Below are 15,308 nucleotides of genomic sequence, written 5' to 3'. Positions count from 1 at the left end.
GCCTGTGCATTGTCCTGCAATTCGAAGCGCCGGACCGGTTACGCCGCGCTGGTGATGATCGGTCTCGGGGTGGCCGGCGCGGCCGGCCTCGTCCGGCTCGCCGCCGCCGAGGGGCGCCTGAGCTCCGAGGCGCCCCTGATGAAGCCGAACGCGGCGGGGATGAAGATCTACAAGGAGGCCAATTGCGTCGGCTGCCACAAATGGCACGGCGATGGTGGCGGCGGCTACGGCGGCGCGGCGCTGTCGCTGCGCGCCACGGCGCTGACCAAGGAGCAGATCATGGAGGTGGTGCGCTGCGGCCGGCCGAATACCGGCATGCCCTATTTCGACCGCGACGCCTATGCCGCGGATGGCTGCTACGGCATCACCCGCGAGGAGCTCGGCGAGTCGATGCCGATGGCCGGGCCCCGCTCCCTGCGGCCGCGCGAGATCGAATCGGTGGTCGATTACGTGCTGGCCGAGATCAAGGGCAAGGGCGAGCCGAATTACGCCGACTGCACCAGCTTCTTCGGCGACAGCTCCCGCATGTGCCAGCATTACCGGCCCGCCGGCGCGGCCGAACCGGCGACCGATGCCGCCGGCCGGCCGATCGCGCGCTGAGATGCGCCGCCCTTACGGCGCCGGCGCCCTGGCCGGCCTCCTCGGTCTCGCCATGTCGGCACCATCGCCCGCCATGGCCGAGCAGAACGAGCTGCGCGAATTCCGCATCGGCATGCCGATCGCGGACCTGCCGGCGAGCGGCTATGTCGAGCTCGCCTGCGCGGCGCGGCCGGAGATCAGGCTGGAGGCCTGGAGCGAGTACCGGCGCTGCCCCGCCGAGGCGGAGACCGGCCTGCACGAGGTCAGCTTCCGCTACGACCAGACCACGCCGCTGGCGCGCTCGAACGAGCGCTATGCCGGCACCAAGGTGGCGGGCCAGCCGATGCTGCTCTCGCTGCTGATCGGCGGCGACGCGCGTCTCGACGGGCTGCGCATGCGCACGGATCCGGAGGCCAGGCTGTTCCAGCGCCGCAAGGCCTTCCTGTTCGGCGACCAGGTGAAGGCGCGCTTCGGCGAGGAGGGCTGGACCTGCCGCAGCGCGCCGCCGACGGGCGAGGAGGAGGCGGTCGGCGGCATCTTCATCAAGGAGCATTGCGACAAGCAGACCGCGGACCGGCAATTCCTGCTCGAGCGCTGGCTGTACCGGCACGAGGGCGAGGAGCTGCGCAATTTCTCCGGGGGCACCGTTCTCACCATCCTCCGCCGCAACGGCTGAGCGGCCAGTGGGGCGGACCAGGGCGGGACGGCATCACGCCGGTCCCGCCTGCAGCCGGCCCTCCCGCACCCGCAGCGCCCGTTCGTGGTACTGCGCGACGGCAGGCCGGTGCGCGATGGAGACCAGGGTGGTGCCGGGCAGCCGCTCCTTCAGCAGCTCGTAGAACCGCGCCTCGGCGGCCGGGTCGAGGCTGGCCGTCGCCTCGTCGAGGAACAGCCAGTCGGGCTTCAGCAGCAGCGCCCGGGCCAGGGCGACCCGCTGCTGCTCGCCGCCGGAGAGATGGCGATCCCAGGCATCCTCCTCGTCCAGCCGGGGCGCGAGGTGGCCGAGCCCGGCATCCTCGAGCGCGGCGCGGATCTCCGCCTCGCCGAAGGCCGCCGCGTCGCGCGGGTAGCAGAGGGCCTGGCGCAGCGTGCCGAGCGGCAGATAGGGCCGCTGCGGCAGGAACAGCACCGAGGCATCGGCCGGCACCCGCACGCGCCCGGCCCCGAAGGGCCAGATCCCGGCGATGGCGCGGAAGAGCGTGGACTTGCCCGAGCCCGAGGGGCCGGCGATCAGCACCGCCTCGCCACGCCGGATCCCGGCCGAGGCGCCTTCGAGCAGCACCCGCCCGTTGGGCAGGGCGAGGGTGACGGCATCGAGGGCGAGGTCGCTCCGCGGCTCCGCCTCGGCCCGCACGCCGGCGCCCGCGGCGCTCTCGCCCCGTGCCGTCTCGATGGCGTCGAGAAAGCCGGTGATCCGCTTCACCGTGGCGCGCCACTCGGTCAGGCTGCTGTAGTTGTCGACGAACCAGGACATCGCGCCCTGCACCGAGCCGAAGGCGTCCGCCGTCTGGGTCAGGGCGCCGAGCGGGATGCGGCCGGCGAAATAGGCGGGCGCGGCGACGACGAAGGGAAAGATCATCGCCACCTGGGAATAGCCGGCGGTGAAGGCGGTCAGGCGCTTGGTGGCGACCATGATGCCCCACCAATTCTCGATCACCGCGCGGAAGCGATGCGTCAGGCCCTGCTTCTCGCCCGCCTCGCCGCCATAGAGCGCGACTCCCTCGGCATTGTCGCGCAACCGCATCAGGGCGTAGCGGAAATTCGCCTCGACGCGCTGCTGGTTGAAGTTGAGCGGGATCAGCGCGCGGCCGACGACATGCGCCAGGCTGGTGCCGACCAGGGAATAGATCAGCGCCACCCAGACCATGTAGCCGGGGATCTCGATGCCGAAGACCGTCGCCGGGCCGGAGAGTCCCCAGAGCACCAGGATGAAGCTGAACAGCGTGACGACCGAGCGCATCAGCCCGAGGCCGAGGACGAGGCTGTCATCGACGAAGAGGCGCAGGTCCTCCGAGATGCGCTGGTCCGGGTTGTCGGTGCCGGGATCGGTGAGGGCAATGCGGTAATAGGCCCGGTTGGCGAGCCAGCGGTCGAGCACCTGCCGCGTCATCCAGCCGCGCCAGCGGATCTGCAGCGCCTGGCGCAGGTAGAGCTGGTAGATGGCGATCAGGATGTAGAGCGCGGCGACGAAGACGAAGCCCGGCATCGGGCCGCTCTCGGTCTGCCGCCACCAGAAGAGCAGCGCCCAGAAGGCCGGCCCGTCCTTCGCCTGCAGGCTGTTGAACAGCTCGCGGTTCCAGTAGCTCAGCAGCACGCTCATGCCGACGAGCGAGAGGTTCAGCAGGATGACGACGCCGAGCAGCAGCCGCGCCCGCCAGCGCTCCTCGCTCCGCCAATAGGGCGCGGCGATGCGCCAGGCATCGTGCAGGAAGGAGGCGAGGCTGCGCATGCAGGTCTCCGGGATGCGCGGGGAGGGTCAGCGGCGTCGCAGCGCGGCGTCGAGGGCGGCGAGCCAGGCTTCGACCCGCTTGCGGTTCACGCCAAGATCGGACCAGCCGAAGAGGCTGCGGGAATAGAGGAAGAGGCCGGCGCCCGCCGGACCGGGCACCAGCTCGGCCGCGATGATGTCCGGGTAGTTCATGAGCGCGGAGCGGGCGACCCATTGCGCCTGCCGCCGCTCCGGCCATTCGCCGTAGCGGAAGACGCGCGGCATGCCGTCGCCGAGCGCCCGCAGCGCCGGCCAGGCGGTCGCGGCATCGACCGGCAGGGGCGGCACGGCGATATGCGCCTCCGGATGCGCCCCCGCCGGCGCGGCGAGGCAGGTATTGGGCGAGGCTGGCAGGCGCAGCCGGGCGAAATCCACCGGTGCCGCCGGCGGCAGCCCGCCAATGCCCCGGCCAAAGAGCGCGGCGATGGGCGCGCTCATGCCCTTGCCCCCGCTCTCGCCCCAGCTCTCGCCCTTGGCGGCGGGAGGCTCACGCGGCGGCTCCGCCGGGCTGGCGCAGGCGGATGACGCCCCGCACCTCGGCGATCGGCACCGGTTTGCCCTTGCGCAGAATCTCCAGCCGCCCCGCCTCGGCGAGCGCCATCGCCGCCTGCCGCACCGGGCCGAGGAGCGGGCGCCAGGCCGCCTCCTCCCCGCCGGCGAGGCTGCGGGCCACGTCGTTCGGGCTGATGGAGCCGGCGGGACCGCAGGCGGCCGTCTGGCGCAGGATTTCGGAGGCGATGGCGTCAGGCTCGGGGGCGTGCGGCTCGGGATGTGGCATGGCGGGGCAGAATACGCCGCGGCGGTCATGGCACCAGCCAGGTTTCGCGCAATCCACCCGCCGTCCAGGCGAAGCGGGCGCGACGATGCCCGGTGCGGCGCAGGTCGAGCCATTCCATGCGGTCGAAGGTGAAGCGGATGAGGGCGAAATGCGCCGCCGCCCCCGTCGCGTCGGCGGGGGGTGACGGCGGCGCGGCGACGGGCGTGCCGGGCGCCGCGGCGGCGGCGTAGCTCAGCCGGCTCGCGGCCGGGCAGGCCTCCCAGGCGGCGAGGGCCAGGACATCGCCGGCATGCAGCCGCGCCCGGCCGGCGAGGCGGAGCTGGATGCCGGCGGCGGCATCGTAGAGATGCAGCGCGGCGCGCGGCTCGGCCGCCAGCTCGGCGCATTTGGCGCTGCGGGAATCGGTGTGTAGGTCGAGATGGCGGGCGGCCGCGTCGACGGCGCGGAGGATCAGGCTGCGCTGCGCCGGGGCGCCGTCGCGGCCGATCGTCGCCAGGGTGGGCGTGCGGAAGGGGCTGTGGCGGTCCTCGACGGCCTGGACGAGCCGCTGGAAGGCCGCCTCTCGCAGCCCGGCCAGGGTCTCGGGTTCGGGCGTGCGGCTGGTGTCGGAGAGGGACATGGCGGGCCGAGCCTATCGCGGATCGCCGGCCGGCGGCGAATGCCGCTCCTGGCGCAACTAGCCTGCCAGATCCATGGCCTCGGCCGGATGGCGCAGGGCTTCGGGCGGCGGCGGCACGGGCGCGAGGCTCCCGAGCGGCACCGGGCGGCCGAGCAGGAAGCCCTGCACCTCGTCGAAGCCGAGCGCCTCGATCGCCGCGAGCTGCGCCGGGCGCTCGACGCCCTCCGCCACCAGGCGCAGGCCCAGGGCGCGGGCGAGGTCGTGGATCGCGCGCAGGATGGCGAGATCCGTCGGCGCCTCGGGCAGCCGGGCGATCAGGCTGCGATCGAGCTTGAGGGTGCTGAAGGGCAGCGCCCGCAGCCGTGCGAAGGAGGCATGGCCGGCGCCGAAATCGTCGAGGGCGAGGCCGATGCCCGCATCCCGCAGCCGGCCGAACATGGTGGCGGCCTCCGGCCGGTCCTCGAGCGGCAGGGTCTCGGTCAGCTCCAGCTCCAGGCGCTCCGGCGGCAGGCCGCTTTCCGCCAGGGCGGCGGCGACCTGGGCCGGCAGGGCACCGCTCGCCACCTGCCGCGCGGAGACATTCACCGCCACCCGGCCGAGCTCGGGATGCCGCGCCGCATCGGCCGTGGCCTGGCGCAGCACCCAGGCGCCGAGGGCGAGGATCAGGTCGGACCCCTCGGCGATCGGGATGAAGGCATCGGGCGGCACCTGCCCGTAGGGCGCGTGGTGCCAGCGCAGCAAGGCCTCCACCCCCATGCGGCGGCGGTCCCGGGGGCGGAAGCGCGGCTGGTAGTGCAGGGTAAGCTCGCCGCGCGCCGGGGCGCGACGCAGCGCGCCGGCCAGGCGACGGCGCAGCCCCTGGTCGAGCAGGGTGGCGGCGATCGCCAGCGAGCGATCGGGCGGGGTTGACGGCATCCTGCCTGTCCTCTGTGCGGCGGCAGCATGCCGGTGCGAGGTGAAGCGAATGCTAAGCCCGGCCGGCGTCGCCTGGCATCGTGCCCGCGCGTCGCGCCGTCAGGCGAAGCGCTCCACCCTGGCGCCCGGGGCCGGCGCCGCGGCGATCTCGCGGATGATCTTGCGCCGGACCGCGGTCTCGAAGGCGGGGAAGCCCTCGGCCACCACGAGGAAGGCGCCGGGACCGCCGATCACCTCCTCGCGGTAATAGACGTCGAGAGGCGGCAGGCCGACCGTCTGCGGGAAGGGGCTCGGCTGCCGGTCGAGCACGGCGAGGCCGTTGAGGGTGATGCCCTGGGCCAGCGCCTCCTCCCGCGCCTCGGCGATCGGCCGGCCGGAATTATTCACCCCGTCGCCCGAGATGTCGACCACGCGCCGGGTGCCCTCGAAGCCCTGGCCGAATTGCCGGGCGGCGAAGTCCATGGCGCCGGAGATCGAGGTGTAGAGCCAGGTGCGGCGCGGCGCGGCGGCGATGGCATCGGCGAAGCCATGCGCGCTGGCCGGGCTGTCGAGCCGGGTCCAGGGCACCACCACGCTCTGGATGTTCCAGTCCGACCAGGTGAACATGGTGCAGGCGATGGCGCCGACCGGCCCGCCCATGATGCCCTCGATCAGCCGGCGGTCGCGGAAGGCCGCCTCGTAGCCGGCGAATTGCAGTTCCTGCTCCTCGGGATCGACCGAGCGGCTGACATCGACGGCGAGGACGAGCTCGACATCCACCGGCGTGGCGGCGCGGGCGCGGGTGGTGCGGAACAGGGCGGGAGAGGCGAGCGCGGCGCCCAGCAAGCTGCGACGGAGCATGAGACCCCCTTGCGCCGGCGCCCCTCCGCCAGCGGCGGTCGGCGCGGTCCGGCATGGACCTGAAGGCGGGCCGTGGCTGTGCTGCTCCTCGTCTTGCCAACAGCTTAGATCGGGCCTTGCTGCGCCGCAAGGAAATGTTGCAACGCACAATTCGCTACTCTGCGACGCGCAGGCTTACTGCGCTCGCCACCCGCTGCCCTGCCGCGGCTTCGCCGCGGCAGGCTGTGATGGATCTCGGGCCGGAGCGAATCACGGGGCCCCCACCACGGCGCGAAGCGACGTCGTGGGGATAACTAAAATCCGGCCTCCGGCTGGGCCAGGTAGGCCTGCTCCTCCGGCGTGCTGGCGCGGCCGAGGATGGCGTTGCGGTGCGGGAAGCGGCCGAAGCGCCGGATCACCTCGCGGTGCTTCCAGGCATAGTCGATGCTGCCGCCGGGCGCGGCATGCACCGGATCGTCGCGCAGCCCCTCGAACAGCGCGACCGAGAGATCCTGGTCGGCCATCGCCTCGCCATGCTCGAAGGGCAAATAGAGGAAGCAGCGGGCGGTGGGCGGCAGCGCCAGGTCGTGGCGGTCCCGCAGCACCGCCGCGCGGGCCAGGCGCCGCGCCGCCGGATCGGCGGCGAAGGCCTCGGGCGTGCCGCGATGCAGGTTGCGGGGAAACTGGTCGAGCAGCAGGCAGAGGGCGAGCGCGCCCTCGGGCGTCGCCGCCCAGCCGTCGAAGGCGCCCTCCCGCGCCGGGGCGAGCAGCGTGCCGAAGCGCTCGCGGCAGGCGGCGTCGAAACCCGGATTCGGCTTGAACCAGCGCTCGAGCTGCCAGGTCTCGAGCTCGGCGCCGAACCAGAAGTCCAGCAGCCCGGCGGGCGTGCTCATGCGGGGGCCCGTCATGCCAGCGCCCGATCCAGCACGCGCACGCTGTGCAGCGCCTCGCGCCCGGCGAGGTCGGCGATCTGGTGGCGGCAGGAGGTGCCGTCGGCGACCACCAGATGGTCGGCCGGCACGGCGCGCACCGCCGGCAGCAGGGAGAGTTCGGCCATGGCCTTCGAGACCTCCAGATTTGCCGCTTCATAGCCGAAGCTGCCGGCCATGCCGCAGCAGGAGGAGGTGATCGGCACCACCTTCAGCCCCGGCACCAGCGAGAGCGTGGCGACGGCCGCGGGAAAGGCGCCGAAGCTCTTCTGATGGCAATGGCCGTGGATATGCGCCGCCGGCGCCACCGGCTTCAGGGCGAGGACGGGCTTCTCGCGCGCCAGGAATTCCGAGAGCAGCAGGGCGCGCCCCGCCAGGGCCTCCGCCGGCGCGCCGGGCAGCAGCGAGGGGAACTCGTCGCGCAGCGTCAGCAGCGAGGAGGGCTCGATGCCGATCACCGGGGATGGGAAGGGGGCCAGGGCTTCGAGGGTCCGCCGCGCCTCGGCCCGCGCCGCCTCCACCAGCCCGGCGGCGAGCAGGGTGCGGCCCTCGTCCAGCGGCCGGGCGCCGCGCGGCGGCCGGGCGAGGGCGACATGGCGGCCCGCCGCGCGCAGCACCCGGATGGCGGCGCGCAGGTTCTCCGGCTCGAAATACCGGTTGAAGACATCGGGGAGGAGGATGACCTCGCCCGCCCGCCCGTCCGGCGCCGGCAGCTCGGCATCCCGGAAGGCGTCGCGCCGGAAGCGTGGCAGGCTGCGGCCGGCGGCGAAGCCGAAGAGCCGTTCGGAGAGGGCGGCGAGGCCGGGCAGGCGGTCCCGCGCGTTGGCGAGGATGGGCAGCATGCTGGCGACGGGCGCCCAGCGCGGCAGGCTGGCGATCAGCCGCTCCTTGGCGCCGATGCCATGCGTCCTGGCGCGCGCCGCCAGCGCCTCGATCTTCAGCTTCGCCATGTCGACGCCGGTCGGGCATTCGCGCCGGCAGCCCTTGCAGGAGACGCAGAGGGCGAGCGCCTCCTGCACCGCCCCCGAGGCCAGCCCCTCCGGGCCGAGCTGGCCGGTGAGCGCCAGGCGCAGCGTGTTGGCGCGGCCGCGCGTCAGGTGCTGCTCGTCGCGCGTGGCGCGGAAGCTCGGGCACATGACGCCGGCGTCGAATTTGCGGCAGGTGCCGTTGTTGTTGCACATCTCGATCGCGCCGAGCAGGCCGCCGAGATTGTCGCCCCGGGGGGTGCCCTGGGGGTTGGCCCAGGCGGACCAGTCGAGCGCCGGCGTCACCGCGGCATCGGCGTGGTAGTCGGGGAAGTAGCGGAAGAGGCTGCGGTCATCCATCCGCGGGGCGCGCACGACGCGGCCGGGATTGAGCAGGCTGGCGGGGTCGAAGGCGTCCTTCACCTGCTCGAAGGCGCGGGCGATCCGCGGGCCGAACATCGGCTCGTTGAACTCGGAGCGGACGATGCCGTCGCCATGCTCGCCGCTATGGCTGCCCTTGTACTCCCGCACCAGGGCGAAGCATTCCTCGGCGATCTCCCGCATGCGGCGGACATCGCCCGGATCCTTCATGTTCAGCACCGGCCGGACATGCAGGCAGCCGACGCTGGCATGGGCGTACCAGGTGCCCTTGGTGCCGTGCTTCGCGAAGACCTGGTTCAGCCGCTCGGTGTAGTCGGCGAGGTCGGGCAGGGCGACGGCGCAGTCCTCGATGAAGGAGACCGGCTTCCCGTCGCCCTTCATGCTCATCATGATGTTGAGCCCGGCCTCGCGCACCTCGGCGACGGCCGCCTGGAAGCCGGCATCGATGCAGCGCACCACGGCGCCGGGATAGCCGAGGTCGCCCATCATCTCCTCCAGCCGGTCGAGCGCGGCGGCGAGCGGCGCGTCCTCCTGGCCGTGGAACTCGACGATCAGCAGGCTGTCCGGCTCGCCCCGGACCATCTTGTCGATGGTCGCGCGGTAGATCGGGATGGAGCGGCCGAGATCGATCATGGTCCGGTCGACCAGCTCCACCGCCTCCGGATCGAGCGTGACCAGATGCTGCGAGGCCGCCATCGCGGCGCGGAAGGTCGGGAACTGGCAGATGCCGAGCGCCTTGCGCGGCTTGATCGGCCAGAGCTGCAGCTCGAGCGCCGCGGAGAAGGCGAGCGTCCCCTCGCTGCCGACCAGCAGCCGCGCCAGGTTGCCGCGCCCGGCGGCGCGCGCCGCGGGGGTCAGCGCATCGAGGTTGTAGCCGCCGACGCGGCGGAGCTGCTCGGGGAAGCGGGCGGCGATCTCCGCCGCCTCCCGCGCGCCGAGCGCCCGCAGGCGCTGGATCAGGTCGGCGATGCCGGCCGGCACTCCGGCGCCGAGATTGTCCGGCAGCTCGCCGAAGCGAAAGCGCGTGCCATCGGCGAGCAGCGCGTCGATGGCGCGGACATTGTCGGCCATCAGCCCGTAGCGGATGGACTTGCTGCCGCAGGAATTGTTGCCGGCCATGCCGCCGATGGTGCAGCGCGCCCAGGTCGAGGGATCGACCGGGAAGAACAGCCCGTGCGGCTTCAGCGCCTCGTTCAGCGCGCCGAGGGCGATGCCGGGCTGCACCGTGGCGCTGCGCGACGTCGGGTCCACCGCGATCACCTCGCGCAGGTATTTCGTGCAGTCGAGCACGAGGGCGCGGTTCACCGTCTGGCCGCACTGGCTGGTGCCGCCGCCGCGCGGCAGGACCGGGATGCCCTCCTCGCGGCAGATCGCCAGCGCCGCCTCGACATCGGCGATGCGGCGCGGCACCAGCACGCCGACCGGCTCGATCTGGTAGATGCTGGCATCGGTCGCGTAACGGCCGCGATCTGCGGCGCTCCACAGCACCTCGCCTTCGGTCTCGCGCCGCAGCCTCTCGGCGAGGCGGCTGTCGCCGATCCGGGCGGCGGGCTTCGGGGTGAGGTGGTTCATGCGGCGTCGTCCTGCGGCGGCGCGGGCGGTGCCGCGGCCTGCCGCGTGCGGGAAGGTGGTGCGCCCGGCAGAGTAGCGGCGGGGCCCCGGCCTGTCCGATCTATAATGCTCATCAATCCGAACACGCCTTCTCATTGGCCTCCGGGATGGATCGGGGCGATAACCCGCCACGAGCGAGGAGGCGACCCATGGCCTATTACGAATCGAAGCCCGTGGCCGGCCGGCATTTCCTGCAGATCCCGGGTCCCACCAACGTCCCCGACCGCGTGCTGCGCGCCATGGACAACCCGACCATGGACCATCGTGGCCCGGATTTCGGCCGCTTCGGCAAGCAGCTCCTCGAGAAGGTCCGCGCGGTCTTCAAGACCGAGGGGCCGGTGGTGATCTACCCGGCCTCCGGCACCGGCGCCTGGGAGGCGGCGCTGACCAACACCCTCTCGCCCGGCGACCGCGTGCTGATGTGCGAGACCGGCTGGTTCGCGCATCTCTGGCGCGAGATGGCCGACCGGCTCGGCCTGCAGGCGCAGTTCGTCGAGACCGACTGGCGCCGCGGCGCCGATGCCGCCGGCATCGAGGCGGCGCTGCGCGAGGACAAGGCGCAGGCGATCAAGGCGGTCGCCGTGGTGCATAACGAGACCAGCACCGGCGCGACCTCTCGCATCGACGAGGTGCGGCGCGCGATCGACGCCGCCGGGCATCCGGCGCTGCTGCTGGTCGACACCATCAGCTCGCTCGGCTCCATCGACTACCGGCACGACGAATGGGGCGTCGACGTCACCGTCGCCGGCAGCCAGAAGGGGCTGATGCTGCCGCCCGGCCTCTCCTTCAACGCCGTCTCGAAGAAGGCGCTGCGGGCGGCCGAGGGCGCGAAGCTGCCGCGCAGCTTCTGGGACTGGCGGCCGATGCTGAAGGCGAACGAGACCGGCTACTTCCCCTACACGCCGGCCACCAACCTGCTCTACGGCCTCGACGCGGCGACCGACATGCTGCTCGAGGAGGGGCTGGAGAACGTCTTCGCCCGGCACGACCGCTTCGCCGAGGCGACGCGCCGCGCCGTGCGCCACTGGGGCCTCGAGATCCAGTGCGAGGAGCCGCGGCACTACTCCTCCTCCCTCACCGCCGTGCGTGTGCCGGAGGGGCACAGCGCGGACGGGCTGCGGCGGGTGATCCTCGAACGCTTCAACATGTCGCTCGGTAACGGTCTCGGCCGGCTGAACGACCGGGTCTTCCGCATCGGCCATCTGGGCGACTTCGGACCGCTCTCCCTGGTCGGGACGCTGGGCGGGGTCGAGATGGGCCTCGCCGCGGCCGGCGTGCCGCACAAGGCGGGCGGGGTGCAGACGGCGATGGCCTATCTGAACGGCAACGCCTGACGGCGCCGCGCGGTCGCCGCTGACGGTAGCGCTTGTCGCGTCGCGGTGACGCGCGCGGTACGGGTTTCCTTCGAATCCATGGCGTCGGCAGGCTGGTCCCGCCGTGGCGACGCGGTCGAAGCCCGAGCCCGCAGGGACCGCGGACCTTCCCCGGCCCGCAGCGCGGCACCACCCGGACCCTGCTGCGCGGCCTCTTCCGCTTCTGGCCAGCCCCGCCGGCCGGCGATGCGCCCGGCCGGCCGCCGTCCCGGCAACAGCCCGTCGCCGGGCCGCGTTCAATCCCTGGCCGCCGGTCGCCGCAGCCCGGGATGGGCGGCGCAGTTCCGGACGGGCAGGATGGCGGGCAGGACGGTCCACGGAACAGCCGCCGGGCTCCAGGACCCGTCCGGACGGGCGCGCGCCGCGCCGAGGGAGGAAGCATGGCCGAGATCGACCACATCGTGCTGGGCGCACGGACGCTTGCCGAGGGCGCCGCCTTCGTTGAGCAGCATCTGGGCGCGAAGCCGCGTCCCGGCGGGGCGCATCCGGGCCATGGGACCCACAACATGCTGCTCGGTCTCGGGCGCGGCACCTATCTCGAGATCATCGCCCCCGATCCCGACCAGCCGGAACCGCCGCATGGCCGGCTCTTCGACCTCGACGACCCGGCGGTGAAGGTGATGCTGGAGGCGGAGCCGCGGCTGCTCGCCTGGGTGGCGCGGACGCCGGTGCTGGACGCCATGGCCGCCCGGCTCGGGCCGCGCGCCGGCGAGATCCAGGCGATGAGCCGCGGCAACCTGCGCTGGCGCATGGCCTTCCCGCCGCAGCGCCAGGACATGGACAACCTCATCCCCGCCCTGATCGAATGGCCGGGCGAAAGCGCCTCCACGCGCATCCCCGACAGCCATGTACGGCTCCTCCAACTCGAGGCCGAGCATCCGGATGCCGATGCGGTGCGAGCGGCGCTGGCCGAGCGCGGGCTGGAGGAGGCGCTCCGCGTCCGCCGCAGCCCGCATGCCCGGCTGATCGCGCGGCTGCGTCGCCAGGACGGCCAGGACGTGACCCTCACCAGCGGATGAAACATTCATTAGGCGAAATGCCCTACCTCCAACCTTCAACCGGACTTCACGGTTATGCTAAGAGCACCGAACCGGAAGTGGCGGATCGCCCGCTGCTGCAACTTTTTGGGCGAGGCGTATGCAGGCATTATCGCCTGAGTTGATATCGCCATACGCTGGCGGGCGGCAGGTTCCAGGGCGTCCAGGCCTCCCGGCGGGCGTCCAGGCCAAGCCTGCCATGGGGCAGGGGCGAGGTGACGCAGTAGGTATAGAGCAGGAAGCCCCTGCCTGGCGCGACCGCCTCGACCGCCTCGACGAAGCGCCGCTGCCGCGCCAGCGGCAGCAGGACCAGCGGGATGCCGCAGATCGCGGTGCCCACCTGGCCATGCCATCGCCGCGGCAGCGCCTGCTCCAGCGCGAAGGCATCGCCGCAGATCACCTGCACGCCCGGCAGGGCCTGGCGCAGGTGCTCGGCCATGGCGGGCACGATCTCGACCACCATCAGCCTCTCGGCCGGCACGCCGGCCGCGAGCAGGGCGCGGGAGACGGCACCGGTGCCGGCGCCGAGCTCCAGCACTATCTCCTCCGGGCCGCGCCGGACCAGGGCGGCGATGCGGCGGCAGAGGCTCGGCGCGGAGGGGGCCACCGAGCCCATCTGCAGAGGGTTCGCCAGCCAACGGCGAAAGAACAGCCAGGGATCGCCCGCCCGCCGCCGAGTCGCATCCTCGCCCGCCGTTGCCTCCGACATGCCGGTCTCCGTCCCGAATGGCCGCTGGCCGGGTCGTGCCCGACCAACCCATGCACTACCGGCCCTTGCATAGGAGTGGCGGCCGCGGCGGCGAAGCCCCCTCCCGCTTTCAGCATGCCCGGCCGGGCCGAAATTCACGGGGCTGACATATGACGGCGCGCATTCTCGTGGTGGACGACGTCCCGGCCAATCTTCGGCTGCTCGAAGCCAAGCTGCTGGCCGAGTATTACGAGGTGGCGCTGGCCTCGAACGGCCCGGAGGCGCTGGACATGGCCGCGCGCTGGGCGCCGGACGTCATCCTGCTCGACGTCATGATGCCCGGCATGGACGGCTACGAGGTCTGCCGCCGGCTGAAGGCGGAGGAGGCGACCGCGCATATGCCGGTCGTCATGGTCACGGCGCTGATCGACCAGGCGGAGCGGGTCCGCGGCCTGGAGGCCGGGGCGGACGACTTCCTCTCGAAGCCGGTCGACGACGCCACCATGTTCGCCCGGCTGCGCGCCCTGCTGCGGGTGAAGCAGGTGCTGGATGCCTGGCGGCAGCGCTCCGAGACCGCCCGGCAGCTCGGCATCGAGCCGCCGCCGGAGCCGAGCGCCGGGATCGCCGGCGCGCATGCGCTGGTGCTGTCCGAGACGCCGGGCGAGGTCGGGCAGATCGCCGCGGCCCTCGCCGAGGATGGCGTGGTCGTGCACCAGTCGGTCCGCTCGGACGAGGCGCGGCACGCCCTGCTGGTCGGCGGCTTCGACCTGGCCGTGCTCTGCCTGCCGCCGGAGGGAGGGGACGTGCTGCGCCTCGCCTCGCGGCTGCGCGCCGAGGCGGCGACCCGCGACCTGCCGGTCCTGCTCACCGCCGATCCGAGCCAGCGCGGCCTGGTGCTGCGCGGCTTCGACCTCGGCGCCAACGACCATGTGCTGCGGCCGATCGACGCCAACGAGCTGCGCGCCCGGGCCCGCAACCAGGTCCGCCGCAAATGGTACCAGGAGCGGTTGCGCAACGAGCTCGACCGGTCGCTGGAGCTGGCGGTGACCGATCCGCTGACCGGGTTGCGCAACCGCCGCTACGTGCAGCGGCACCTGGATGGCGTGCTGCGCGGCACCGATGCCGCCGTGATGCTGCTCGATGTCGACCGCTTCAAGGCGATCAACGACACCTACGGCCATGCCGCCGGCGATGTCGCGCTGAAGGAGGTGGCGGAGCGGCTGAAATCCCATCTCCGCGCGGTCGATGTCCTGGCCCGCTACGGTGGGGAGGAGTTCATGGTGGTGCTGGCCGGGGCGCCGACCGATTACGCCGCCATGGTGGCGGAGCGGTTGCGCGCGGCGCTGAGCAGCGAGCCGATCGCGGTCGGCCCGGCGCTGCTGCCGGTGACGGTCAGCATCGGCCTGGCGATCGCGCCGGCCGGCTGTTCCGTCGCGGGCGCCGTGGCGGCGGCGGATGCCGCGCTCTACCGCGCCAAGGCGAACGGGCGGAACCGGGTGGAGCCGGCGGTCCCGGAGGATTTCATCGCCGCCCAGCCGCCACCGGCCACGGTGGCGGAGCGGTAGGGCGGCGCGGGCCGGCGACCGCCGACCCATGCGACGAGGTCCGAACATGCCGAAAGGCGACCGGATCGCTCCGGCCGCCCGCCTGCAACCATCTCCGGCGATCGGTTCGGGGGGTCAGACCAACGGACCGGTCGCCTGACCGGTCCGAAGCCCCGAACGGGGCCCGCGACCCAGAGCGTGATCGTCTGAGGTGGACTCACCGCAGGCAAGACTCACGCGATCAAACAATGGTCCAGGTCGCGCGGCCAAGCGAAGCGGAGGTTCGCGCCCGGCGTCTGAGGGCCGTTGATATTACTTGATCTTGGCTTCGCGGAAGACGACGTGCTTGCGCGCCACCGGGTCGTACTTCTTCTTCTCCAGCTTGCTGGTCGTCGTCCGCACGTTCTTCTTGGTCACGTAGAAGAAGCCGGTATCGGCGCTGCTGACGAGCTTGATCTGGATGGTATTGGCCTTGGCCATGATGACGCCTTCGTCGTGTTCGGTCTGCCGGGCTGGCGGAAGGGGCGGGACAGTAGCGGGACAGGCGGTGGCGTCAAGGATTCGCTGCCGCGCCAAGCCCGC

The 15,308-nt window shown here is 72.6% G+C and carries 15 protein-coding genes; 5 read left to right on the top strand and 10 right to left on the bottom strand.

Annotation, left to right across the window (positions count from 1 at the left end; all coding sequences use genetic code 11):
- Positions 1-9: 9 nt before the first annotated feature.
- Positions 10-600, top strand: a complete 591-nt coding sequence (locus HJG45_RS04880; RefSeq protein WP_217362820.1) for a c-type cytochrome — start codon at positions 10-12, stop codon at positions 598-600.
- Between the two features lies 1 nt (position 601).
- Positions 602-1,255, top strand: coding sequence for a hypothetical protein (locus HJG45_RS04875; protein WP_171610962.1), 654 nt, complete (start codon positions 602-604; stop codon positions 1,253-1,255).
- A gap of 33 nt (positions 1,256-1,288) precedes the next feature.
- Here HJG45_RS04875 and HJG45_RS04870 read toward each other — a convergent pair whose 3' ends face one another.
- From HJG45_RS04870 to HJG45_RS04835, 8 genes are all read right to left on the bottom strand, one after another.
- Complete coding sequence (locus HJG45_RS04870) at positions 1,289-3,028, bottom strand: ABC transporter ATP-binding protein/permease (RefSeq protein WP_171610961.1); 1,740 nt, start codon at positions 3,026-3,028, stop codon at positions 1,289-1,291.
- A gap of 27 nt (positions 3,029-3,055) precedes the next feature.
- The gene (locus HJG45_RS04865) at positions 3,056-3,505 is read right to left on the bottom strand and encodes a DUF1499 domain-containing protein (protein WP_171610960.1); all 450 of its coding nucleotides are present in this window, start codon (positions 3,503-3,505) and stop codon (positions 3,056-3,058) included.
- A 49-nt stretch (positions 3,506-3,554) separates the two neighbouring features.
- Positions 3,555-3,845: a DUF3253 domain-containing protein gene (locus tag HJG45_RS04860; protein WP_171610959.1), complete on the bottom strand. Its 291-nt coding sequence runs from the start codon at positions 3,843-3,845 to the stop codon at positions 3,555-3,557.
- A gap of 25 nt (positions 3,846-3,870) precedes the next feature.
- A complete protein-coding gene (locus tag HJG45_RS04855; protein WP_171610958.1) occupies positions 3,871-4,464 on the bottom strand; it encodes a pyridoxamine 5'-phosphate oxidase family protein in 594 nt (197 codons plus the stop codon).
- A gap of 57 nt (positions 4,465-4,521) precedes the next feature.
- Positions 4,522-5,379: an EAL domain-containing protein gene (locus tag HJG45_RS04850; RefSeq protein ID WP_171610957.1), complete on the bottom strand. Its 858-nt coding sequence runs from the start codon at positions 5,377-5,379 to the stop codon at positions 4,522-4,524.
- Between the two features lie 99 nt (positions 5,380-5,478).
- Positions 5,479-6,219 carry a DUF1194 domain-containing protein gene (locus tag HJG45_RS04845; RefSeq protein WP_171610956.1) on the bottom strand — a complete coding sequence of 247 codons (741 nt, stop codon included), beginning with the start codon at positions 6,217-6,219 and terminating at the stop codon, positions 5,479-5,481.
- Between the two features lie 293 nt (positions 6,220-6,512).
- Positions 6,513-7,091, bottom strand: a complete 579-nt coding sequence (locus HJG45_RS04840) for a DUF924 family protein (RefSeq protein WP_171610955.1) — start codon at positions 7,089-7,091, stop codon at positions 6,513-6,515.
- An 11-nt stretch (positions 7,092-7,102) separates the two neighbouring features.
- Positions 7,103-10,045, bottom strand: a complete 2,943-nt coding sequence (locus HJG45_RS04835; protein WP_171610954.1) for an FAD-binding and (Fe-S)-binding domain-containing protein — start codon at positions 10,043-10,045, stop codon at positions 7,103-7,105.
- 188 nt (positions 10,046-10,233) lie between these two features.
- On the opposite strand from HJG45_RS04835, the gene HJG45_RS04830 reads away from it, so the two are divergent.
- Both HJG45_RS04830 and HJG45_RS04825 read left to right on the top strand, forming a co-directional pair.
- A complete protein-coding gene (locus HJG45_RS04830; RefSeq protein WP_171610953.1) occupies positions 10,234-11,418 on the top strand; it encodes an alanine--glyoxylate aminotransferase family protein in 1,185 nt (394 codons plus the stop codon).
- Between the two features lie 419 nt (positions 11,419-11,837).
- A complete protein-coding gene (locus HJG45_RS04825) occupies positions 11,838-12,476 on the top strand; it encodes a VOC family protein (RefSeq protein ID WP_171610952.1) in 639 nt (212 codons plus the stop codon).
- A gap of 127 nt (positions 12,477-12,603) precedes the next feature.
- Here HJG45_RS04825 and HJG45_RS04820 read toward each other — a convergent pair whose 3' ends face one another.
- Complete coding sequence (locus HJG45_RS04820) at positions 12,604-13,203, bottom strand: class I SAM-dependent methyltransferase (protein WP_171610951.1); 600 nt, start codon at positions 13,201-13,203, stop codon at positions 12,604-12,606.
- Positions 13,204-13,352: 149 nt separating this feature from the next.
- Here HJG45_RS04820 and HJG45_RS04815 point away from each other — a divergent pair, with 149 nt between their 5' ends.
- The gene (locus HJG45_RS04815) at positions 13,353-14,747 is read left to right on the top strand and encodes a PleD family two-component system response regulator (protein ID WP_171610950.1); all 1,395 of its coding nucleotides are present in this window, start codon (positions 13,353-13,355) and stop codon (positions 14,745-14,747) included.
- A gap of 291 nt (positions 14,748-15,038) precedes the next feature.
- Here the strand turns inward: HJG45_RS04815 and rpmG are convergent, their stop codons facing one another.
- Positions 15,039-15,206, bottom strand: a complete 168-nt coding sequence (gene rpmG / locus HJG45_RS04810; protein WP_111470323.1) for a 50S ribosomal protein L33 — start codon at positions 15,204-15,206, stop codon at positions 15,039-15,041.
- Positions 15,207-15,308: the final 102 nt, after the last annotated feature.

The sequence above is a fragment of the Roseicella sp. DB1501 genome (assembly GCF_013112485.1).
Classification (GTDB): Bacteria; Pseudomonadota; Alphaproteobacteria; order Acetobacterales; family Acetobacteraceae; genus Paracraurococcus.
The sequence above is the reverse complement of the archived record's forward strand: the minus strand, read 5'-3'. Positions and strand labels throughout refer to the sequence as shown.